Source organism: Providencia burhodogranariea DSM 19968 (assembly GCF_000314855.2).
GTDB classification, from domain to species: Bacteria; Pseudomonadota; Gammaproteobacteria; order Enterobacterales; family Enterobacteriaceae; genus Providencia; species Providencia burhodogranariea.
The window spans coordinates 32,731-56,209 of the sequence record NZ_KB233222.1 but is presented as its reverse complement, the minus strand read 5'-3'; the positions used below and the strand labels follow the sequence as shown (position 1 = coordinate 56,209).

At 38.0% G+C, this 23,479-nt stretch carries 16 protein-coding genes and 3 pseudogenes; 12 read left to right on the top strand and 7 right to left on the bottom strand.

What is annotated here, in order from left to right; translation table 11 throughout:
- Positions 1 to 27: 27 nt before the first annotated feature.
- The gene (locus OOA_RS00240) at positions 28 to 780 is read right to left on the bottom strand and encodes an alanine--tRNA ligase-related protein (RefSeq protein WP_008910100.1); all 753 of its coding nucleotides are present in this window, start codon (positions 778 to 780) and stop codon (positions 28 to 30) included.
- A 64-nt stretch (positions 781 to 844) separates the two neighbouring features.
- Positions 845 to 1,402: a helix-turn-helix domain-containing protein gene (locus tag OOA_RS00235; RefSeq protein WP_008910099.1), complete on the bottom strand. Its 558-nt coding sequence runs from the start codon at positions 1,400 to 1,402 to the stop codon at positions 845 to 847.
- A gap of 573 nt (positions 1,403 to 1,975) precedes the next feature.
- Between OOA_RS00235 and OOA_RS00230 the strand changes: the two genes are divergently transcribed.
- Genes OOA_RS00230 through OOA_RS00220 form a run of 3 tightly spaced genes read left to right on the top strand, consistent with a single transcriptional unit; the run spans position 1,976 to position 6,772 of the window.
- The gene (locus tag OOA_RS00230; protein ID WP_008910098.1) at positions 1,976 to 4,894 is read left to right on the top strand and encodes a xanthine dehydrogenase family protein molybdopterin-binding subunit; all 2,919 of its coding nucleotides are present in this window, start codon (positions 1,976 to 1,978) and stop codon (positions 4,892 to 4,894) included.
- Positions 4,891 to 5,457, top strand: coding sequence for a (2Fe-2S)-binding protein (locus OOA_RS00225; RefSeq protein WP_008910097.1), 567 nt, complete (start codon positions 4,891 to 4,893; stop codon positions 5,455 to 5,457). The genes OOA_RS00230 and OOA_RS00225 overlap by 4 nt, the downstream gene beginning before the upstream one ends.
- Before the next feature lie 13 nt (positions 5,458 to 5,470).
- Entirely contained in the window at positions 5,471 to 6,772 is a 1,302-nt protein-coding gene (locus OOA_RS00220) for a cytochrome c (protein ID WP_008910096.1), read from the top strand.
- Positions 6,773 to 6,856: 84 nt separating this feature from the next.
- On the opposite strand, the gene OOA_RS00215 is transcribed toward OOA_RS00220, so the two are convergent.
- Both OOA_RS00215 and OOA_RS00210 read right to left on the bottom strand, forming a co-directional pair.
- A complete protein-coding gene (locus OOA_RS00215) occupies positions 6,857 to 7,828 on the bottom strand; it encodes an XdhC family protein (RefSeq protein WP_008910095.1) in 972 nt (323 codons plus the stop codon).
- 46 nt (positions 7,829 to 7,874) lie between these two features.
- Complete coding sequence (locus OOA_RS00210; RefSeq protein ID WP_008910094.1) at positions 7,875 to 8,432, bottom strand: nucleotidyltransferase family protein; 558 nt, start codon at positions 8,430 to 8,432, stop codon at positions 7,875 to 7,877.
- Between the two features lie 701 nt (positions 8,433 to 9,133).
- Between OOA_RS00210 and OOA_RS00205 the strand changes: the two genes are divergently transcribed.
- The 7 genes from OOA_RS00205 to OOA_RS21330 all read left to right on the top strand — a co-directional run bounded on the left by OOA_RS00205 (position 9,134) and on the right by OOA_RS21330 (position 16,903).
- Positions 9,134 to 9,829, top strand: a complete 696-nt coding sequence (locus OOA_RS00205; RefSeq protein WP_008910093.1) for an IS6 family transposase — start codon at positions 9,134 to 9,136, stop codon at positions 9,827 to 9,829.
- Between the two features lie 964 nt (positions 9,830 to 10,793).
- Complete coding sequence (locus OOA_RS00200; protein ID WP_008910092.1) at positions 10,794 to 11,315, top strand: fimbrial protein; 522 nt, start codon at positions 10,794 to 10,796, stop codon at positions 11,313 to 11,315.
- A gap of 59 nt (positions 11,316 to 11,374) precedes the next feature.
- Positions 11,375 to 12,106: a fimbrial biogenesis chaperone gene (locus OOA_RS00195; protein WP_008910091.1), complete on the top strand. Its 732-nt coding sequence runs from the start codon at positions 11,375 to 11,377 to the stop codon at positions 12,104 to 12,106.
- Positions 12,103 to 14,670: a fimbria/pilus outer membrane usher protein gene (locus tag OOA_RS00190; RefSeq protein ID WP_008910090.1), complete on the top strand. Its 2,568-nt coding sequence runs from the start codon at positions 12,103 to 12,105 to the stop codon at positions 14,668 to 14,670. The genes OOA_RS00195 and OOA_RS00190 overlap by 4 nt, the downstream gene beginning before the upstream one ends.
- 14 nt (positions 14,671 to 14,684) lie before the next feature.
- A complete protein-coding gene (locus OOA_RS00185; protein WP_008910089.1) occupies positions 14,685 to 16,130 on the top strand; it encodes a fimbrial protein in 1,446 nt (481 codons plus the stop codon).
- Between the two features lie 18 nt (positions 16,131 to 16,148).
- Positions 16,149 to 16,655 (top strand): fimbrial biogenesis chaperone, encoded by a 507-nt coding sequence (locus OOA_RS00180; RefSeq protein WP_008910088.1) that lies wholly within the window; start codon positions 16,149 to 16,151, stop codon positions 16,653 to 16,655.
- The gene (locus OOA_RS21330; protein ID WP_083880254.1) at positions 16,628 to 16,903 is read left to right on the top strand and encodes a fimbrial biogenesis chaperone; all 276 of its coding nucleotides are present in this window, start codon (positions 16,628 to 16,630) and stop codon (positions 16,901 to 16,903) included. Before OOA_RS00180 ends, OOA_RS21330 begins: the two co-directional genes overlap by 28 nt.
- A 266-nt stretch (positions 16,904 to 17,169) precedes the next feature.
- Here the strand turns inward: OOA_RS21330 and OOA_RS00170 are convergent.
- The 3 pseudogenes from OOA_RS00170 to OOA_RS20785 form a co-directional block, all read right to left on the bottom strand.
- Positions 17,170 to 18,042: pseudogene (locus OOA_RS00170) on the bottom strand (IS3 family transposase); the annotation flags it as partial.
- A gap of 99 nt (positions 18,043 to 18,141) precedes the next feature.
- Positions 18,142 to 18,360 (bottom strand): annotated as a pseudogene (locus tag OOA_RS00165) (IS110 family transposase); the annotation flags it as partial.
- A gap of 223 nt (positions 18,361 to 18,583) precedes the next feature.
- Positions 18,584 to 18,835: pseudogene (locus OOA_RS20785) on the bottom strand (transposase); the annotation flags it as partial.
- A gap of 710 nt (positions 18,836 to 19,545) precedes the next feature.
- Between OOA_RS20785 and mutS the strand changes: the two are divergent.
- Positions 19,546 to 22,107: a DNA mismatch repair protein MutS gene (gene mutS, locus OOA_RS00155; RefSeq protein ID WP_008910083.1), complete on the top strand. Its 2,562-nt coding sequence runs from the start codon at positions 19,546 to 19,548 to the stop codon at positions 22,105 to 22,107.
- Position 22,108: 1 nt separating this feature from the next.
- Complete coding sequence (gene miaE, locus OOA_RS00150; RefSeq protein ID WP_008910082.1) at positions 22,109 to 22,870, top strand: tRNA isopentenyl-2-thiomethyl-A-37 hydroxylase MiaE; 762 nt, start codon at positions 22,109 to 22,111, stop codon at positions 22,868 to 22,870.
- Positions 22,871 to 23,479 lie beyond the last annotated feature (609 nt).

Genomic DNA, 23,479 nt, shown 5'->3' with positions numbered 1-23,479 from the left:
AAACAATGGGAATAGGCTCACCGCTCATTATGCCAAACTTATTTCAACCCGCTCTTTCCCTTTGCCGATATTCTTACGCTTGAGTAATATAGCTCCAACCTCTGACGTTCTTTTTAAATGCGTTCCACCACAAGGCACTTTAGCAAAATCTTTCACTTCCCAACAACGACGTTGCAGTTCGAAATCCGAAAAATAACTTTCAATCGGTAAATCTGCATTAATTAAACTCATTGCCTTTATTTGAAAATCTGGCAAGAAAGTACTGATATTTTCATTCCATTCAAAATCAATTCGACTTTTTTCTGCTGAGATATGAGCACCTATTTTATTGATTGAATAAGTTTGTGTAAATAGTTCCAAAACGACCTCAGCGGCAAAATGTAATTTCATCAATGCATAACGTCGTGGCCAATCAATTTTTGTGATTACCTCACTGCCAACAGTTAATCCATCAACTTCTGCCAACGTATAAATAATGGTTTGCTCTCTCTTTTCGGCTTTCAATACAGGAATACCATTCATTGTGCCTACATCACTTTCTTGCCCTCCTGATTCAGCATAAAAAATAGTCTCGGATAGCTCAATTTCATTACCTTTGAGGCTAATTATTTTTGAAACTAGCTCAGTTTGATAAGGATCTTTCCAAAATAATTTCTCTGTCATTTCGTTTCCTGTCATTGCCAATACATCCGCCAAAAAATATCCGAGTCCCCACTTAATTACACCCGCCAGGCGTGCGTTATAACGCACATCGAGATCGAGATTAACATTGACTAGCATGAATTGCTAGGGGCTGGTTTTAAACATGAAAGATCAACAGGCCACAATGCGCATTTGCAATTGATTAACTCAAAGGATCTGAAGGGTAATAGATAATGTTATGAAAAAAAGCGGTTCCTTTACCCATATTTTTATAACGGTGAGGCTGCGCAGCATTAAAACGTAGTGCTTGGCCGATGGTCAATTCATGCCAACTATCGTCAAAGAATAGTGCTATTTTCCCTGAAATACAGATAACATGCTCGATAACACCGAAATTATGTGGCTTTGATACGTGCTCAAAGTTCTCTTCCAAACCCAGTTCAAACATTTCAAACCCAACATCTTTCTCGAAAGGAAAGAGAACTTTGACGAGTAGACCTTCGGTAAGCGCTTTATCTTGTGATGGTAACAGATCCGTTAATTCATTATCAGATATCGGACTGATAAAATGAGAAAAAGAGACGTTTAACCCCGAGGCGATTTGCCATAATTTTGCGACGGTTGGACTGGATTCTCCGCGTTCGATCTGCCCTAGCATAGCCTTACTCACGCCAGTTGCCTTGGCAGTCTTATCTAAGCTCAACCCTTTCTCTTTACGTATACGTTTTAAATTGACGCCAACTTGCAACTCTGTTTGCATATTTTCCTACTATTTATCTGCCTGTGATTTCATATTTTGCACATCCAAGCGCTACAGCCTGCCTCAATGATCTATATGTCAAAACAACTTGATATATGCATGTCGGACGACCGTCTAAGATCACAACTTATAATCAGATGTTGATTACACAAATGATAGCACCAATTATCCATCGTGAGCGACTACCACCAATCGTTGTAACGCTCGGTCTATCAACTATTTTTATCCATTTATTTTGGTATTCAGATATACACCAAATAATTTTAAATACCTTTAAGCGATAAACAAAGATACATTCCGCGACTTATTTTAATTATTCGTTTTTTTCAGTTGCTTTTGTTTAATATAGAAGAGCCGCATAATATTATACTCTTATTATAGATAAGTTAATTCACTCATTAATTATATGGTATTATTGAATGGTTATATTTATGTTAAAAAACAATCATATTAAGATTATTTTAATATGAATATCAAAATGACATTGAATGAAAATTACATCATTATTTTAAATAGCCATACACTTTTTCTCCATAATATAAATCCGCAAATAATAAATTCGGGAAGCATAAAATGACGGGACATATTTCTAGGCGAAATTTTATCAAATTAGGCACCATCGCGGGTATTGCCGTCATGGTAGGACGATTCCCTTTCGCGTCTGCCCTAGAACTTGATTCAGATAGTCCAAAAACCGATTGGATTGGCCAGAATGGTAAAGCACGTTATCGCTGGGATGGCGTCGAAAAAGTCACTGGAAGAAAAAACTTTGCACGTGATTACCGTGCTAAAGATATCCCCGGCTGGCCACAAAAACAAAGCTATGCATTTATGCTAAAGGCAACCCAAGCGGATCGAACTTTTGAAGGGATCGATATCTCTATATTAGGGCCAAACTTGCAGCCGGATAGAATTATTTTGCAAGAAGATTTAATTCGAGATGGCCTGAATATCCCACAAGATACCAGTATGGGAAAAGGTTTCTATGGCTATAACGTTTTAGTCCCCAAAGGTGATACGCCACCAATTATTGGCCACCCTGTCGCCATCCTTATTTACAGCGATTTTGATTCTTATAGCGCAGCTCAACGTATGCTGCGTTTTGAAACGAGCGTCGTTAAATATGGTTCTGTAACAGGTGCAAAACCACCTGCAAACTATGGTGCTGCTCGTTATGTGCGTATTGGTGGAGAAACTCCACTTGCTCCTTCTATTTTTTCACCTTACCAAGATTCGGGTATCAAAGGTGGCTTTGATGGCAACACACCTGTTTGGCCTCCTTACGATCCTAAACATAGCATTAGTATTCCACCCGTAATCCGTAAAGATCGGGGCGGTGGTTTTATCCAAGCACTCCATCAGGCCGAAGAAAAGCCAGACGCCCAAGAGAGAGGAATGAATTACGCTCGCGCGATCAGTGACGAAATTGAAGCTGCACGCCAAAACCCTGATAAGTTTGTATTGGAACGCCATGGCTTTTCACAATCTATCGACCCTTGTGCGATGGAGCCAGATAACTGTAATACTTGGTATGACAGCAAAACTAAAACATTGCATATTCTCACCGCAACTCAATCCCCAGCAGGCGTTGTCAATGCAGCGGCAGAACTATCAAACAGAAATAAACACTTCCCTGTCGAAAATATCATCCTATTAACCGGCTCTACTGTCGGATATGGTTCTAAAGACTATTCTGTTTTCCCCTTCTATGCGATGGTGGCCAGCTTCTATGCCAATGGCCTTCCTGTTCGTATGGCGAATGACCGTTATGAGCAGTTCCAAATGGGCATGAAACGCCACTCCATTGAAATGGATGTAACAATTATTGGGGATAGAAAGACAGGTAAATTTGAAGTCTTAAAAGGCACCTATAACTGTAATGGCGGCGGTCGTGAAAACCTTTCAGTCGCCGTTTCTCATGTTGCTGTACGTGGTGCACAATCTATCTATTACTTTCCTAAATCAGACCTAACCGCACTTGCGATGGCGACTCCAGCTGTAGAAGCAGGATCGATGCGAGGCTTTGGTTCATTGCAATCAATGGCAATTACCGAATTGATGGTTGATGAAATTGCCCATGAGCTCAATATTGATCCGATTGATTTACGCCGTCAAAATGCCATTTTAGAAGGTTATCCGAATACACAAGGTGGCGTAATTGCGGGTGATCCTCGCAACGTAGAAATGCTAAACCTTGCAGCAAAACATCCACTTTGGATTAACCGCAATAAAAACAAAGCGGAATATGATGCGGCTAACCCCGGAAAACTTTATGGCGTTGGCTTTGCGCAAGTTCAACAAGTTTATGGTTCCAGTGGTGTACCAACGATCCTTTCCCTTGAATTTGATGCAGAGGGTAAGCTGACAATGCGACACTGCATGCAAGAAATTGGTACTGGCGGCACAACAGCGCAACAAGTCATGGTATGGCAAGCGTTAAGTAAAGCGCCTGATGTCGTGGAGTTTGGTGTGACTGAATTTGATCAACTGCCGTTAAAAACCAGTTGGGCAGATCAGAAAAAACAAGATGAACTCTCAAAAAGTGATCCGTATTGGACACCAGCACTTATTCCAGACATGAGTTCATCCAGTGGTGTTTACTACATTGGCTTTGGTACTCGCCAAGCAGGCCATTTTTTACTTGAAAATAGCCTATGGCCAGCAGCAAAAAGTATTTGGAGTGAAGGTCCCGGTGGTGGTGCTTTTAATGGTCTTAATGTCGAGTTTTCTGATATTCGCGTAGGTCCTGAAGGCATTGGTGGCGGTGGAATGAAACCAATCCCCTTCAACATTCTGGCAAAACGAGCTCATGAAATGGGGCTGATTACTGGCGTTGCAGTTCATGGCTATTCCAGCTGGCAATGGGCACGTGCTGATTTTGATATTCCAACTGTTGGCCAGCGAAATCTACCTCTAGATGCTATATCAATTCGTTATGGTGATGGTGCTTCTAACGAGCTAAAAAGCCTAATGACAACGGGCGGATATCATTTTATTAAGCGTAAAATGGCTTACTACCCACCAACCCAACGGGCTAAAGCCGACCCGACAACCGTAACACCGGCATCCTGCTTAGTTGAGCTAAATGTCAATACAATGACTGGCTCAGTCGAAGTCATGCGCCATCATATGCTTATGGATCCGGGAACCATGATTGTGCCTGAACTTGTCTCTGGCCAAATTCAAGGTGGAACAGCAATGGGAATTGGCCACGCATTGATGGAAGAAATGCCGCTTTATGAAGATGGACCGGGTAACGGTACTTGGAATTTTAACCGCTATGTTCTTCCACGCGCTAAAGATGTGGCAGTTTGGCAGCAAACCATTGATTACTTACCCCCTCTTTCGGAAACCTCTCCACCAAAAGGGATGGCTGAGCTTGGAATGATCCCAATCCTTCCAGCCACCAGCAATGCGTTAACACATGCAACCGGTAAGCGTTTTTATGAATTCCCAATTACGGTAGATAAAATTAAAAAGGCACTATCATGAACATCAAAAATGCCGTTCCTATTATTGAAAGAAAACCTTTAAGCCTAACCATTAATGGCAAAAAAATTGGTCCAATTGATGTACCTGTTGGTATGCCAATGATTGAGTTTTTACATGAATATCTTGACTTAACTGGAACTCATTTCGGTTGCGGGCAAGGGATATGCCATGCCTGCACCATCATGGAAGTCCTACCTGATGGCTCAACAGTCGAAAGTCGTACCTGTATTTTTGGGGCACACTATTTCAATAACAAAGAAATTATTACCATTGAAGGACAAGCAAAACAGGACGAGAACGGAAAAGTCACTGAATTGACCCCAATTCAGCAAGCATTTATCGAGAATTTCTCGTTTCAATGTGGCTACTGTGCTCCCGGTTTTGTTACAGGTGCAACCGTATTTCTTAATGGACTCAAGCAAACACCAGTCAAACGTGCAGACTTACAACATGCGATTGAAGAAGCATTAAATGAGCATATTTGCCGCTGCACAGGTTACGTTCGCTACTATGAAGCGATACGTAAAGTCGCGCTAGAAACACCCGGCTGCGTGATCGATTAAGGAAAGTGAAAAAATGGTAAAAAAACCTTTAAAGCGAAAAATAATCTATACAGTCATTGTGTTAGGTGTGTTATTCATGCTGGCAATTCTGTTTGGTTTATTTCGCACATCAAGCATCGGTCCAAATTTAGATAAACCACTCACCTCCGACGAGGTGGAAAGACTTATTCCTCGAGGGCGTGAATTAGCCATTGCTGGCGACTGTTTTGGATGCCATTCATTACCTGAAGGTCCTTTAGGTGCAGGGGGCCTTGGCGTTGGTACTCCATTCGGTATCGTTTATTCAACTAATATTACGCCTGATAAACAGTTTGGGATTGGTAATTACTCTCGAGCCGATTTTCATCGTGCGCTCAAAGATGGAATTGGTAAAGAGCGAGGTAACCTCTATCCTGCAATGCCTTTTGTTTTCACACACATGACAACATCAGATGACTTAGATGCTCTGTATGCTTATATCATGACCATACCGGCAATGCCGGTTGCCAATAAAGAAAATACTGGGGTGTTTGTTTTACCCGTTCGACCATTTATGAATTTTTGGACATTGCTCAATTTCCCGCAGCGAAACCCACCAAATAACCCTCATCGTTCCCCTGAATGGAATCGAGGAGCTTACATCATTGAAGGGTTAGCGCATTGTGGCGCATGTCACTCTCCCCGAAACATTATGATGGGTGTTGAGTTTTCTCGTTCCCTACAAGGTGGGGAATATGATGATTTAGCCATACCCGATATCACCGCTGAAGCACTTTCAAAGCATGGTTATGATATGACTTCTCTCAGTCAATTTTTACAAACGGGTATTTCGCCACAAGGCTCTTCATTTGGGGATATGAATACAGTTACCCACTTTTCGACAAACCAAATGAGTCCAGAAATGGTTAAAGATGTCGCCACATATCTTTTAACCGATCAACATGGCCAATTGTTAGAAGCCCAAGCTTCTCCACAGCCACTACCTGAAGCTGATAATACCCAAGCAAATAGTATTATGGAAAAAGGTCGTTTGGCTTATATGTCAACTTGTGCTGGTTGTCATGGTGTTGAAGGTTTAGGTGTGCCAAATGGCATACCAGCCCTAAAAGGCAATGCTATCTTGGCGATGGATAACCCGCAAACTTTCATCAATGTAGTTTTACAGGGCATACCGACAACCACATTCCCAAATGGCCAACGCATGTATGCTATGCCAAGTTTTGCAGATGACCTTGATGCACAAGAAATTGCAGATCTGATTACATGGGCTCGAGCTAACTGGGGTGGTCAATCCGTTCCAGTAACTGAAGAGCAAGTTGAAAAACTGAAAAAATAAGCTAAGTAAAATAATATTCCCCAACAATCCATCGTGATTTTGTTGGGGAACTAGCCTGTCATATTTCAAATCTGGTGAGGTTATTTATTTTGTACTTTTACCATTTTTATTCGCCACAATATCGGCCATGATCGCTAAAGCTATTTCAGGTGGTGTTTTGCTGCCAATTGGAATACCTATAGGAGCATGAATACGATTTAATTCATCCGTCGACATTTCAGCAGTATTAATAAGACGTTCTCGTCGTTTATCACTCGTACGTTGAGACCCCATGGCACCAATATAGAATGCAGGAGTATTAACCGCTTCCATCAGTGTTAAGTCATCGATACGAGGATCGTGCGTTAAAGAAACAATAGCGGTATTTGCAGAGCAGCTATTTTCCTCTAAATAGCGAGCAGGAAATAATGGAATAATTTCATACTGAGGGTCAATTTGATCGGCGAAACGAACTAATTCATCTTCGCGATGCTCACAAATAGTCACTTCAAAACCTAATGTTAACGCAAAGTTCGCACAATACATCCCAACGTTAGATAACCCCGCAATGACCAATTTAGGCGGTGAAGCAATTAATAACCGAATCAAATTATCGTGGCGCTCCACCTGAGTCATATATTGAGACTGAGCTACTCGGCTTACCTTTGCATGTTGTGGCAAGACCAATTCTTTGAGGATGGAAGAGTATCCTTGAAGCGCACTTTGCATTTCAAGAAGATAATTCAGTGATATTTCATTATTAGGCAAATATTCGATCAAAACATCTAAACTTCCCCCACAAGGCAAATTGACGTGTGTTGCTAATCCATCTTGCCCGTAGCGAACAACATGACTAGCTTCAAGATATTCACCATTTTGTATTCTTTGCAGGAAGTCTTCTTCAATACAGCCCCCAGATAGGGAACCTAAAAATTGTCCATCACCTTTTGCAACTAAAAGCGAACCAGGGCTTCTAGGTGAAGAGCCATAGGTATTTAACACGGTACATAGCCAAACAGATTCTACTTTTAGCCAATTTATGGCTTGGGTGATAACGATTAAATCTTCACGTAACATACTAACTTCCTATTCACTCGTGTTAGAGACTATTGAACTTTGAAGCTCAACAGTCTCTAGGATAATCAATATCATCAACAACACTTTGATCATTTATTTTTATTCTATAAATGATACCACTACTCAATATTGATTTTGCACCATCATCACCCGTTAAATTAATTAATTGCTGGAAATATTTGGCAGATATACCGACAGGATGCCCAGGCTTTTCATGATGAACAGGGCGAACTAAAGGGTAGTCTTTTAATTTTTCGGCGACTTGAATAAACACATGGCTTTGAACATAAGGCATATCGGCTAAATGAATCAACCAACCAGCCCAATGAGCAGTATCTTTTACGCCTAATGCAATAGTTTCCCCTAAGCCGTCACTGTCTAATAATGAAAAAGGAACATTCAACTGTAGACAATGGGTTATCACTCCTTGGTTATCAGGACGAGTAACAACATGAACAGGAAGGCCTGTCTTTATTGAGTTTAAGAGCGTTTTTTTAAATACCGTTTCTGTTCCCAAGCTGCTATTCAGCTTATTGCCATGACCACCCGCATTTTGAAAACGAGTACTTTTGCCAGCAGCTGTAATTAGTATTCCAATAACCATAATTTTTTATCAATTAATCAGTTTGATATTTAGGTTAATAATATTAACTCTAAAAATTAAAACAAGTTTTATTGTTGGTTGTACAGTTTACTCATCAAATAAAAAATATTTATACGTAAGTTTAAATACTGAACTCATTAGAACTATTAATACATAAACTTAAGAAAGTTGATTATTTAAATTTCTCGTCATGATCACAATTTTCTATCAATAAATGAGGAATTAATAACTCTGAGAATACGATTAACTATATTTTGAAGCTGTTTACTCATAAACTAACTAAAACTGATAATTGCAGCTCAATCGCAATCTTTAATTTGCCGACGTATTCATTTTTGTCATTGTCATTAAATAAAGAACTTATTAATCATGTTACTGTTGATAACCAGCTCGTGTTTACCTCATCAAGAAATGTGAGCTTGAAATTAGATTCTGCGTGTAAAAATCGTACAGCCAAATGAATAAATTAAGTAGCTGACCATTGAGAAAATTAGTTTAATAACTAGATGTTTCAGTTATATGGGTAGATTCATTATCGATTAATAAGATACCTAAAACGCTAAATACAAACTATATTCTATAGACCTATTTTTTGATAGCTCAACTTCGGCATATCGTCCTATTAATCAAGGCAATGCATAGGGTTCTATCGCATTAAGGATTATTCGAGTAACATTTGTGTTTTTGCAGAGTGAATTACAATGTCTTTAATTCGAAAAGCCTTCAAACGACTCCATTACCCTGCCGATATCATCGCACAATGTGTTCGTTGGTATTTAGCCTATGCCTTAAGTTTACGCAATCTCGAAGAAATAATGAGGGAACGCGGGATTGACGTTGACCATTCCACCTTGCATCGCTGGGTACTCCGATTAGTCCCGTTATTAGACAAAGCCTTTCGTCGGTACAAACGTCCAGTGGGTCGGCGCTGGCGCATGGATGAAACGTACATCAAAATCACCGGGCAATGGAAATATTTATATCGTGCAGTTGATACCGCAGGGCAAACGATTGATTTCTTACTGACCGCTAAACGCGATGCCGCCGCCGCTCTCCGTTTCTTCCGTAAAGCAATACGGCATCAGGGGGAACCGGAGGTGATAACTATTGATAAAAGCAGCGCGAATAAGGCAGCAGTCGGCACACTCAACATCGGTAAATCACCGGCAGGTGCCATCAAATTAAGACAGAATAAATACCTCAATAACCGGATTGAGCAAAACCATAGGAATATCAAACAACGTATACGCCCGATGTTGGGTTTTAAATCCTTTCGTCGAGCACAAGCGCTATTGGCAGGCATTGAAATCTTATCGATGTTACGCAAAGGGCAATACAGTCAACCAAAAGAGAAGGCATTATCCCCTGCTGCCATGTTTTATTATTTAGTTGCTTAAAAATTAGCCCCCGCACTTTCCTTCAAACTTTCATCCTTAATGCGACAGAACCTTTAAATACGTCACATCGCCTGGCCAAGCTTCGTTAAAGGTTAGAAGATTAAGATTAAAATTTAGTTTCAGAAGCTGTCCGCCACAACTTTATTGTGTTTGCATTTTGCTCTGACTTTATAGGTAATACCTTGAGTGATGACATGATTAAACTGAGCCATTAGCTTTTGGTACAAAATAGCCTACTGTGATTACCTATGCCACAACTTCTGGCTTAAACTCTGAGGAATATTCTTGTGTTTACTTTTTCATTTAACACCTAAGTAATTAAATTATATTTATTATTAAAGTATCCTATTTGATTAAAGCAAGTGACTTCTATGGAAATAGAAAGGAAGATCTAATAGTTCAAAGCAATATTGGGAATATGTATAAAAATATGATTAGAAATCTAATTTCTCGGCAATATAGTTTTCACCTTAAATTATTCAGATTGATTTTTTTAATGACATTCACTGTGACTTTATCGATTAATACAACTTTTTCCAAGTAAATCATGGTAGGCAATGTTTAAGTTTTGTTATAAACATTAACAATGAAAATTCACCTATTGCCATATGTAAATATACCTAAGATATATGAAACAGAATAATGGCATAAGTCATGATAAAGAATATAGATATTAGATATCGATGTACCTTAGGACAAAAATATTCAAGAAATCAGTATGCACATTTTTTTATAATACAACTCCTATAGAATACAATTAAGCATTAATACTTAATTTATCTATTTGTAACTCATTCTATCAATTGGGGATTACATTGAAGCATTCGCTAATTTATAAGCATAATCGCATTATTGAATAATAATTATAAATATCGTTTAAAAGAGTAGTGCAAAAAAAAATTTCTGCACTACTCTTTTAAACGGTAAGAAAAGTTTTATTGCTAATTAATTATGAGGCTATTATATGAAATACAAACTATTAAGTATTGCATTATTGTTACCATTTACCGCGATTGCATCTAATACTGTTACATTTTTAGGCGAGGTATCTGATACCACTTGCGATATTACAATCAATGGTTCTAAAGGTGATGTTTCTGTACAGCTCCCAACGGTCTTGGCTTCCACTTTGGAGGAATCAGGTGACGTCACTGGAGCTACACCTTTTAAATTTACAGTCAGCGGTTGTAGTGCTGGGGCTCAGGCAACTGTAGGAATGAGATTAGTTTCAACATCAACAACTAACACTGGGAACTTGGTTAATATTGCAACGGGTACTCCAGCTACAGATGTTTCTATTCAGATCTTAGACGATAATAAAACTGATCCTATTGATTTTACATTAGGCGAATACAGTACGGATCTAATAGCTAAACCGACTACAGGAAATGTTGAATTTCCATTTACAGCTCAATACCATTCAGATGGTAAAGCGACTATTGGTAAAGTCGAGTCACAATTGCAGTATGCATTAACTTATAAATAATATGGGAAGAGGGTAGTGGATTTTATTCATTACTCTCTTTACTAAAAAGGGATATTTAATTGAACATTTATTACTCAGTAAAACAACTTTTATTCTCCTGTTTTTTTTTAGTGATACTAACTCAGCTATCCCATGCATCAGTGATACTAATTGGCACCAGAGTTATTTATCCCGAAGATAAAAAATTTGTTAATTTAAATTTCCGCTCATCTGATCGTGTTCCCAGTGTGATTGATGCGTGGGTCAGCAACACACCTATTTCAGCTTCGAGTAACAATGATGCACCTTTCATTATTACGCCTTCAATTTTTAGAATCGATCCAAGTCAAGGACAATCAGTAAAACTGATTTACACCGGAGATAGGCTGATTAGGGATCGCGAATCAGTATTTTATTTGAATTTTGTTCAATTGCCAGCAACAGAAAAGAATGTTAATAAGTTATTAATAACCTATAAAAGCACTGTGAAAATATTCTATAGACCTAATAGCCTAAAGCAAAATATTGACAATATTTCTTCTTTTTTAGAATTAGACCTCAGTAAATTAAACTCTGGGATAGTCACTATTCTAAATAATTCTGAGTATCATATTACACCAACTAATATTAGCCTTGAGAAAAATAATAATAAAATTATATCTGTGTCCGACGAAAATTTAAACATGATACCGCCATTCAGTCATGAGGATATAAAAGTGCCCGCTGTAAATAACATGAGTGGGATTTCATCATATATTAGTTTAATCAATGACTTAGGCGGAATATCAACTTATAGAATAACAAGCATATGAAAAATCAAACTAAATTAACGCTAAGAAAAAATATCCTATTTTTATGTTTATTAGTGAGCACTCCTACGAAATCCAATACGGAAAATAGTGGATTAGATGATAATTTAGTTTTTGATGAAAAAATGTTCAGGGGTAGTAATGTAAGCTCTAGAATATTAGAACACCTTTCAACCAATAATTCCGTTATTCCTGGAAATTATGACAATATACCAATAATAATGAATGGTTATCGGGTTGGAGAAAATGATGTAACCGTTTCTGAAGTAAATAAAAAATCTGTAATTTGCTTATCAAAATCAATGTTAGAGCAAGCCGGATTTATCAATGAATTTATTAAAAAATTCATTGAATTGGAAAAAGAAAATTCATGTGTTTTGCTATCAGATGTCAGTTTAGAATCTACAGTAAAATTAAATTCCGACTTGTTACTTGATTTTAATGTCCCTCAATCACTACTTAAAAATAGAGACAACCAATCTATAGAGGAATCATCTCTTAATCGTGGTGAAAATGTCATTTTCTCAAACTATACAGCTAATTATTTCCATAATAAAAATACAGGAAACCATTCTGGTAATAGTGACTATGCCTATTTGAATTTAAATTCTGGTTTAAATTTAGGATTGTGGCAATTTCGGCAATTGTCTAGTTACAGCTATAGCAAAAATAACTATAGAGGTGGCAGTAATACATCATCAGACTGGTATAATATTTCAAGTTATTTACAACGACCTATTTATTCAATTAAAAGTAATTTGATAGTGGGTAAAACGAATACTACAGGCCAATTTTTTGGTGGCTTAAGTTATAATGGTTTTGAACTATCATCAGATGAAAGTATGTATCCGGTATCTGAGCAAGGATATGCACCTACAATAACGGGGATAGCGAAAACGAATGCATTAATCGAGGTTAGACAAAATAATGCAATTATTTATCAAACAACCGTTCCTCCCGGCACATTTGATATTAGAAACATTAATCCAACAAGTTATAATGGAGATTTAGAGGTTACGGTAATAGAATCAGATGGTTCTAAAAATAGTTTTACCGTTCCTTTTTCTGCAGTGCCCGATTCCGTAAGACCCGGAAAAATCAAATATTCTATAGCTTCGGGAAAAACTCGAGATCTTATTAAAGATAAAGTATTTGCCGATTCATCTTTACAGTATGGATTAAATAATTTTATTACCCTTGGTGGGGGGCTTAGAGTAGCAAATGATTATAAATCAGCTATGGTTAGTAGCGTTTTTGCAACTAGATTCGGTGCATTTGGTATTAATGCAACATACTCGAATGCACATCTTGGGGGCGGGTACGGTGTAAAGCAGGGAGGAATGGCAAATCTTACGTATTCGAAAACATTTCAGCCAACCAAGACAAATATTTCTTTGGCTGGATATCGTTATTCAACCGAGGGATATCGTGAATTTAGTGATTTCATCTATGAACAATATTATTTAAAAAGTGGTGAGGTAACTAATTGGGGTTCAAATACTTACTTACAAAAATATCGATTAACGGCCTCTATTTATCAACCCCTTGATAGATTTGGTAGCCTTAGTTTTTCTGCCTCTACACAAGAATATAATCGAGGTCGCTCAAGGGACCTCTACTACCAAGTAAACTATAATAAGATGTTATTTGATAAGGTTAATATGAGTCTATCTGTTTCCAGACAAAAAACAGGTGCGTATTATAGAAATGATAATATACCTTCATCTTATGATACGGTCACTATGCTATCTTTTGATATCCCTTTTGGTCGTTCAGGTACTTCATTATCGAGCTCAATATATTTTGACAAAAACAATGGAAATCAGTATCAAACGTCATTAAGTGGTACTTTAGGCGAACAAGAGCAGCCTTATAGTTACACTCTAAACATAAATCATAATGACCAAGGACATCAAACTGCTTATTCTGCAAATTTAAATAAACAATATGCTCTCGCATCAATAAATGCCAATGGTTCCAAAGGAACTAATTACACTCAACTTGGCATGGGCATGACGGGAGCTGTAGTTTTGCATGGAGGCGGCATTGTTTTAGGTCCTTACTTAGGGAATACTTTTGGTATAGTGGAAGCAGAAGGAGCCAGTGGTGCAAAAATTTATAATGGCCAAGGTGCAAGTATTAACAGTAGTGGTTATGCATTAGTCCCCTCATTAACCCCTTATCGATATAATTCAGTCGGAATAACATCTGATGGGCTACTCAATAATAATGTAGATATAGAGGCTTCAGAGCAAAAAATAGCCCCATATTCAGGAGCGGCTATTAAGATAAAATTTAATACAAATCAGGGCTATCCATTATTAATTAACTTAATAGTAAAAAATAATATTGTTATTCCAATGGGGGCAACCATTAGTGATGATAAAGATAAAAACATCGGCCTTGTCGGACAAAATAATCAAGCTTATTTTCGGTCAAATAATAATGAAGGTGTTATAACTGTTACTTGGGGTGATAAATCTGACGAACAATGTGTTGCAAATTATCACATTAACTCTGATTCAATAAATGAAAGCTTGATCAAAATATCAGCTAAATGTATCTAACCTTGGAGAATTACATGGTTAAATTTAGAACAAAATCAAACTATGCTATCACTTTGGTTATACTGCTTTTTTCATCTTATACCTATTCAAGCTGCAGTGGAGTTCTTGGGCGTTCTGTTACTGGATGGGATTTTTCGACCGCCTCAATAGGTGTGGGGCGAGTTAATATTATAAGTAATTATTTACAGCCAATAGGTACCGTTTTAGCAACAGGTATATCAAATTACAACACCATCAGAAATGGCGGATTAGGTAATCTCAGTGATGATAGTATTGTATTAACTTGTACATCGCCAAATGATAAAAATAACTTAGCCTGGGCTTATGCTACAAATGGCGATAGTCGGATCGGGGGGTTTTATGAAATACCAGGCTACCCTGGTTATTATGCCACTCAATTTCCTTATGTTGCGATCAAACTTTCCTTTGCTGATACAGGGGAGGTTTTTTCTCGTATTTGGACGAAGAGTTCAGTAAACGTGGTAACAGAAGATACTAGCAATGGTGGATTTGTTATCAGGAAAAAACATATACCTAAAGTAATTGCAACGTTAGTTAAATGGCCTGAACCTTATGGTAAAACAACGGATGCGAACGGAAATAATGTATCAAACACTTATTGTCATGGTTTAGGAGCAAGGGAAGATAGCATCCCAACGAGTCAGACCTCTAATCCAAATCAGGTATGGACTGCAGATTTATATGCTGTTAATGGATTAGCAGCTGGTTGTGGACAGCCTAGCGGTTATATTAATTTACTTGGCTCTGGGGGATATCAGGTCATTATTGGTCAAGATTCAAATAAAAATGTTTATGCTTGGGACTATTCAATACCTATTGGTTTAAATGGCAGCCCAGCTGCAACATTTTCTTATACACCTAGCTGTGTTGTTAAAACGGTGACACCATATGTTATTTTTCCTACAGTCAGTATTAATCAATTAAACTCAGGTGAAAAAATATCAAAAAATTTTGATATCACATTAGAATGTGATAACACCATTAATAAATCAATTTCTACTGCTGCAGTATCTGTGGGATTACAACCATCACTATCTGCTTTTAATCATGCACAAACATTAGGACTTATAGATCCAACTACTGGCGGAGTCACTCATTTGGTGTCAGATAATTACACGGATCAAAACATGGCTAAAGGTGTTGGTATTACCTTACAAAATAGTGATGGAAATAGCATAAATTTTGTTAGCTGGGTCGGTTGTATTCCTGTTGCATCAGGTTACACATCATATTGCCCGAGCTTTACGAGTCTTGAACAACAGAGGTCTGCAGGTTGGGATCCCATCATGAGTGCAAGTAGTCAAATTAGTGCAGATCCTGTCAATGCTACAACGTCATACAGAAAAACTTACGTATCAACGCTAGGAAAAATTAATAATATGACACCGACTATAGGAAAAATAAAAGCAACTGCAACTGTGTTAATTCGCTATCCGTAGTTTTACAAGGAGTTGTTGATGAAATTAACTTATTTTTATTTGTTATTATTTATCCCTTTCCTTGCTTTTTCTGGGGTTATTCCCGAAAAAAGCAGGATTGTTTTTAATGGGAAAAATACAATTCAATCCTATGTTTTAGTCAATACAAACAAATATCCAGTCGCCGTTCAATTATGGATAGATGATGGCGAGTTTAATAAAAATCCTGAATTAACACCATCTCCATTCGTTATAACTCCTGTGATGTCAAAAATGGAGCCTTCAAAAATTAATGAAATAAAAATAATTTATTCAGGTAATAACTTTAATCTACCAACTGATCGTGAAAGTTTGTTTTGGCTTAATATATTCGAAGTACCACCCATGAATAAAAATAATCCATCTGAAAATGAAGTATCTTTATCGATGCTGACACAAATAAAAGTTATGTATAGACCCGAAGGACTTGAGATTAATGATTTTGATTTGATTAAAGAGTTTGATAGCTTATTGTTTAAATTGAAAAAAACAAAAATAGAGCATTAAATCTAACGATAGATAACCCAACAAAATATGTAGCTAGCTTATCCGGTGTGACATTATCAGGGATAGAAAATAATAAATTAGTAACTTTTGAGCTTGATGAAATTAGGCATCTGACATTGTTACCAAAAAGCTCTAAAACATTTCCTATCGAACTGAGAAACTCGAATATTCAAAGTATTGAATACTGGCTAATTGATGACCAAGGTAAATTCTTTAATCAAAAAAAGAAATTAGTTATTGACTATTAATTTATATATTTACCTTAATAGAACGTTAGGCCAATCAAAAAAATCAAAAATGCCAATGAAATTTATTGGCATTTTTAATATTAATCTATATCACGTTTAATAACGTAAGTTATTCGTCATTGTTAATTTTTTGTTGTTCTTTATTCAACTTCAATTTTATAAGCCGCTCAATATCATCAATCAAACTTCGGCTAAGCCTGTTGAATTCGAATCTGACTTTCCGACCATTTCCACTACGGCTTATACGAGTGTTCTGCGCAACTAAATCAGGACACTTTTCTTAAGGAATTTTGTTCATACTCAATGGGTGGCAGATCACCGTTGGCAGTATGAAGCCTTTCTAGGTTGTAATAGCGCATATACGCGATAACATCTTCTTTCATCTGTTTACGAATCGGCTGTGGGGTTTTCAGTACCCAATCGTGTTTTAAACTGCCAAAAAATCGTTCAACTACAGCGTTATCCCAACAGGCGCCTACATCACCCATGCTTGCCCTAATACCATAACTTGTCAGTAAGCGGCGATATCGTTTGCTTGTATATTGAGAGCCTCGATCACGGTGAAAGACCAAGCCTTTAGGGGGCTGACGTAAGTTATAAGCTTTCATCATCGCTTTACTGATCAAATCAGTGGTCATTCGTTTATCAATGTGCCAACCCACAATACGCCGAGAATAGAGGTCCATCACAATGGCTAAATACATCCAGCCTTCCCCTGTTTTTAAATAGGTCACATCACCTGCCCAAACTTCGTTAGGCGCGAGAGGATTAAAATTTTGGTTTAGCAAATTATCCGCCACCACATTACTGTGTTTGCGTTTAGTTGTAACTTTGTAGGCAATGCGTTGAGTGACGACCAAACCAAGCTGAGCCATTAACCTTTGAACACCATAAGCACTCACGCTAAAGCCCTCTTTGCATAACCGTTTACGTAGAGTTCGATAACCTAAACTATTTCGACTTTGTTCAAAGATAACGTTGGCTCTGCGGTACAGGTTAAGTTGTTTTGCCGTGATCAATTTTGCAGGGCGTTTAAGCCAAGCGTAATAGGTAGAACGACTGATTTTCATCAACTTGCAGAGCTTAAGCACTGAAAACTGTGAAGACAATTGCTTAATGGTGTTAAACACTACTTGGTTTCCTTTAGCTGGAGGGCACTGGCTTTCCTAAGAAACACATTCTTCTTTTGCCTGTAAAGTCAGACCCATTCTCTCGGCTTGGCGTTTGAGATTTTTTAGTACGCCGGTCGACTCCATAGCGACGGTCGTTATTCTACATTTAGTTAACCAACGTGCCATGTTATGGATATCGCCAGTAAAAGCTTTAAACGTTTGGACGGATTTGTCACTGCGATCAGGAGGAACGGCGACAACATGAAAACGGCCACCTATATCTATACCCGCAGCATTAGGATTGATGACAGGAAGTGATTGGGATTTTGGTTTTAATTTTGACATAGTAACCTAGGCTCAATTGTGAATACCGGATGGGGAACTCGGATTAATCACTTTCCTAAACGGGGTCTATGCCACCAACATCGGGTCCGCAGATTTCCCTGGGTCAGGTTTTTTGACGGGATTTATGTCTCCAAAAGGCGTACGACCACTATCCGGTTAATTTAGAGTATAGATCTTTCTATGTTTCTAGTCAGATAGGAGATATCGCGAAATGTAGGCAGTTTTTTAGGATCTCTTTCTCCATCCTAAGTTCTTTATTTTCCTTTCGAAGCCTTAATAGCTCAGCTCTCTCATCTGAATTCAAGCTGCTACCGGATTACTCAGCATCGAATTTTGCTTTCCAGTTATAAAGTAATTTATCAGTGATCCCTAAAGATGCAGCGGTTTTTGGCACGCTATAATCCTGTTCCGTCACCAATGCGACAGCTTCTTGTTTAAACTCAGTGGTATAAAATCTATTTGTTCGTTTTTTCATTTAACACCTCAATAATTGGATTATATTCCATTATTAAAGTGTCCTGTTTTATTAAAGCAGCTCACTTGCTCCTGCAATGATTTTACCGTCTTTTCCCTTGCGATCTTCGATACGTTCAACAAGGTAGAGTTCGATAAGCGCCTTTACAGTTAGCTTTGTTTCTTGAGGCTGTAATTGTTTCTACTTTTTATACTGTTTTTCTTCTTTTAGCTCTGTAGCGGGACATCGTCCTAATTGACGTAGCCGTTTCAATTCTTACAGCTTAACTCTCGCCTCATTCAATGAGATTTGAGGAAAATTACCGATCTTTAGCTGTACAAGTTTGTGTGTAACTGGGCTACTATAAAGGTAGAAAAATGTCTTAATGCCTGTTGCGCCACAAAATACACGTAAACCTATATTTTACCCCGTATCAGACCTATCTTTGTTTTAGGTTTCATCACTTCAATAGCTTTTGTTGATAAGGGTTTGACGAGTGGTTTTTGGCTCATAAGTGTTATCTTGTTTAGCGCTGACTATAAGATAATTAAAAATTTTTAGTGAAAAATGTAGGTTGATACTATTGTGATGAACATTAAACCAGACCATCTTAATAGCCTACATTTTAACCTACACTTATATATGGGATTCTGTGATATTTTATAAGATAACTTGAGACCAAGTGAGAACACAGAGTTAAATAAATTCAATAAGTTAATGTAGATAATCCAATGACAGACAACCAAAATTTCGAATCCCACACACCAATGATGCAGCAGTACTTAAAACTAAAAGCACAACATCCAGATATACTGCTGTTTTATCGTATGGGCGACTTTTACGAGCTCTTTTTTGATGATGCTAAAAAAGCGTCACAATTATTAGATATTTCACTAACTAAACGCGGGCAAACTGCTGGTCAGCCAATTCCTATGGCGGGCGTACCACATCATGCAGCCGAAAACTATTTAGCAAAATTAGTCCAGATGGGAGAGTCTGTCGCTATTTGTGAACAAGTCGGCGATCCTGCTACGAGTAAAGGTCCTGTAGAGCGTAAAGTTGTCCGCATCGTGACGCCGGGTACTATCACTGATGAAGCTCTACTTAATGAGCGACAAGACAACTTGCTAGCCGCCGTTTGGCAAGATCCCCAAGGCTACGGTTTTGCAACTCTCGATATTACATCAGGGCGCTTTATTATCAGTGAAATAAGTGATGAAGAAGCGCTACAAGCAGAGCTACAACGCACTCGCCCAGCTGAATTGCTCTACCCCGAAGACTTTGCCAGTCTGAATTTGATTGAGCATTGTAAAGGTCTACGTCGTCGTCCTTTATGGGAGTTTGAGCTCGAAACTGCTAAACAGCAACTTGGGTTGCAATTTGGTACTAAAGACCTGATTGGTTTTGGCGTTGATAATGCTGCAAAAGCACTCCGAGCTGCGGGTTGCCTTCTGCAATATGTCAAAGATACCCAGCGCACCTCACTGCCACATATCCGCAGTATTGTGATGGAAAAACAAGCCGATAATGTGATCCTCGATGCAGCAACGCGCCGTAATCTAGAAATCACTCAAAACTTATCTGGCGGCACCGATAATACTCTCGCTTCAATTTTAGATTTATGTGTGACGCCAATGGGAAGCCGTATGCTTAAACGCTGGCTTCATACCCCACTTCGTCATATTCAAACACTTAATAACCGGCAACAAGCGATCGCAGCTTTACAGGAATGTGGATTTGAATTACAACCATTTTTACGTCAAATTGGTGATTTAGAGCGAGTATTAGCGCGATTAGCATTGCGTTCAGCACGTCCACGCGATCTAGCTCGTATGCGTCATGCTTTTGAACAATATCATGATATTCATCAGATCCTCTGCCAATCTAATAGTGAATATCTGCAACATTTACAAAAACGTATTAACCAATTTGATGAACTACAAGATTTACTTCAACGTGCGATTATCGAGGCACCTCCAGTACTCGTCCGCGATGGCGGAGTAATTGCACCTGGTTATAACAGTGAGCTTGATGAATGGCGTGCCCTAGCAGATGGCGCAACAGACTATCTTGATAAACTTGAAATTCGTGAAAAAGAGAAACTTGGCATTGAAACACTGAAAGTTGGCTACAATGCAGTTCATGGTTACTTTATTCAAGTTAGCCGTGGTCAGAGCCATTTAGTGCCTATTCATTATGTACGTCGCCAAACATTGAAAAATGCTGAACGCTATATCATTCCTGAATTAAAAGAGTATGAAGATAAAGTTTTAACATCCAAAGGCAAAGCTTTGGCTATCGAAAAAGCACTCTATGAAGAGCTATTTGATATGTTATTACCGCATTTAGCCGATTTACAGATCAGTTCGGAAGCATTGGCTGAATTGGATGTATTAAGCAATCTTGCTGAACGTGCTGAAACACTTGGTTATGCATGCCCGCAACTAACAGATAAACCGGGAATTCAAATTACTGAAGGGCGTCATCCCGTCGTTGAACAAGTACTCAGTGAACCGTTTATTTCTAACCCTCTTTCACTATCACCACAACGCAGGTTATTGATCATAACGGGTCCAAACATGGGTGGTAAGAGTACCTATATGCGCCAAACTGCCTTAATCACATTGTTGGCGTATATTGGAAGCTTTGTTCCCGCAACTAAGGCAGTCATTGGCCCGATTGATCGCATTTTCACTCGAGTAGGTGCATCGGATGATCTCGCTTCAGGCCGTTCAACCTTTATGGTGGAAATGACTGAAACAGCTAATATTTTACACAATGCAACCGAGCACAGCTTAGTCTTAATGGATGAAATCGGTCGTGGTACATCAACCTATGATGGTTTATCACTTGCTTGGGCTTGCGCAGAAAATTTAGTTAATCGAATCAAATCAATGACCTTATTTGCAACTCACTATTTTGAACTGACCACCCTACCAGAGAAATTGGAAGGTGCAGTCAATATTCACCTTGATGCGATGGAACATGGCGACACAATTGCCTTTATGCATAATGTTCAAGATGGTGCAGCAAGTAAAAGTTATGGGCTAGCCGTCGCTTCATTGGCAGGAGTTCCAAAAGACGTCATTAAGCGTGCGAGACAAAAGTTAAAAGAATTAGAGTTTATTTCAAACAATGCGAACACGAGCCATGTCGATAGTGCACAACTGAGTTTCTTAGCGCCAGAAGAACCTTCTGCGGTACTTAGTGCTTTAGAAAGCATTGATCCTGATAAATTGACCCCACGTCAAGCGTTGGACTGGTTATATCGTCTAAAGGAAATGGATAAGTAGTATGCAAGACAATGCTGAGTTACTGGAACCCATAAAGCAATTTTTATATTGTGAGACACCTGATAGCTGGGTTCAGAAAGCCAGCGAACCAGAAAGTTTGCCTATTCTTTTAAAAGATCATCTGCTGTGTGAATTAAAGGCCGCGCAAAGCGCTATGTTTTTAATTCGCAAATATGCAGTTGATAAAGAGAGTGCTGCAACATTACTTGCATGGTTCAAACCTTATGAGGATTTTGCTTATGATCGCATAGGTGATATTCACTCGTTAAAAAATAAAAATCAGGTTTCAAAGCAAATTCTTGCCAGAAAACAATCAGCTTATAGCCAAGATTTAATTGATAAAATGGTATTACTGATTAAAGAAGAACTACATCATTTTTACCAAGTTCTTGAAATTATGTATCAACGCAATATTGCCTATGACGGTATAACCGCCAGCCGATATGCAAAAGGCCTCTTTAGCCATATGAGTGCCCATGAACCTCAGATACTTGTCGATAAGCTGATCATCGGTGCTTATATTGAAGCGCGCTCATGTGAACGTTTTGCTAAATTAGCGCCATTTTTAGATGATGATTTAACTGGCTTTTATATCTCGCTACTTCGTTCTGAAGCGAGACACTACCAAGATTATCTAAAATTAGCGCAATCGATCAGCAAAGTAGATATTAATGAGCGAATTAAAATGTTTGGTATTGTTGAAGCCGAGTTGATCACCTCAGAAGATGCTGACTTTAAATTTCACAGCGGTGTGCCGATATAATTGCTCTTTTCCGTAAACTAAAGTAGCCCAACCGAGTTGTGTGCATTTCATGTGTTGGGCGAATATTTATGGCAAATTTGGCTAAATAACCTGAACTTAAATAAAGCAAATAACTAAAACAGCTCCAATGTTCAGGTCTTTCGACCAACAATAATTCATTACAAAGAAATTACCATAACTTGCTCAAGCTGAAGAGTTAGATGATTTATAGAAACGCGTCTTTATTGAATAATTTATATTTCAATAATGTCATTATCATTTAATAATATGCAAAACAGGAATGGTTCGATAAGAAAAAAATAACCAACTGATAAATATGAAGATAATTAGCGTTTTGGTGGGAATTAGCAACAGTATTCACAATTTTTGATCACAAAATGTGACATGTCACAAAAACCTTTCACTGCGTAACTCTCTAACAATACGCCTATTTTACCCCAATAAATCATGATTCAATTTGAAGTATGACGAATTTCCTTTACCTATAATTTGATAATATCACTACTCATAACTTAAATTTAAGCTAATTAATAGTAAATTCAGGGAACTGGTAAAGGAATGTTCAATATAAGCAATACAATAAGTGAAATAATAAAATAAAAATAAAGC

Excerpts from the sequence above, each read along its gene's own strand:
- OOA_RS00240 (WP_008910100.1), bottom strand. The coding sequence starts at position 780 with ATGCTAGTCAATGTTAATCTCGATCTCGATGTGCGTTATAACGCACGC.
- OOA_RS00235 (WP_008910099.1), bottom strand. The coding sequence starts at position 1,402 with ATGCAAACAGAGTTGCAAGTTGGCGTCAATTTAAAACGTATACGTAAA.
- OOA_RS00230 (WP_008910098.1), top strand. The coding sequence starts at position 1,976 with ATGACGGGACATATTTCTAGGCGAAATTTTATCAAATTAGGCACCATC.
- OOA_RS00225 (WP_008910097.1), top strand. The coding sequence starts at position 4,891 with ATGAACATCAAAAATGCCGTTCCTATTATTGAAAGAAAACCTTTAAGC.
- OOA_RS00220 (WP_008910096.1), top strand. The coding sequence starts at position 5,471 with ATGGTAAAAAAACCTTTAAAGCGAAAAATAATCTATACAGTCATTGTG.
- OOA_RS00215 (WP_008910095.1), bottom strand. The coding sequence starts at position 7,828 with ATGTTACGTGAAGATTTAATCGTTATCACCCAAGCCATAAATTGGCTA.
- OOA_RS00210 (WP_008910094.1), bottom strand. The coding sequence starts at position 8,432 with ATGGTTATTGGAATACTAATTACAGCTGCTGGCAAAAGTACTCGTTTT.
- OOA_RS00205 (WP_008910093.1), top strand. The coding sequence starts at position 9,134 with ATGTCTTTAATTCGAAAAGCCTTCAAACGACTCCATTACCCTGCCGAT.
- OOA_RS00200 (WP_008910092.1), top strand. The coding sequence starts at position 10,794 with ATGAAATACAAACTATTAAGTATTGCATTATTGTTACCATTTACCGCG.
- OOA_RS00190 (WP_008910090.1), top strand. The coding sequence starts at position 12,103 with ATGAAAAATCAAACTAAATTAACGCTAAGAAAAAATATCCTATTTTTA.
- OOA_RS00185 (WP_008910089.1), top strand. The coding sequence starts at position 14,685 with ATGGTTAAATTTAGAACAAAATCAAACTATGCTATCACTTTGGTTATA.
- OOA_RS00180 (WP_008910088.1), top strand. The coding sequence starts at position 16,149 with ATGAAATTAACTTATTTTTATTTGTTATTATTTATCCCTTTCCTTGCT.
- mutS (WP_008910083.1), top strand. The coding sequence starts at position 19,546 with ATGACAGACAACCAAAATTTCGAATCCCACACACCAATGATGCAGCAG.
- miaE (WP_008910082.1), top strand. The coding sequence starts at position 22,109 with ATGCAAGACAATGCTGAGTTACTGGAACCCATAAAGCAATTTTTATAT.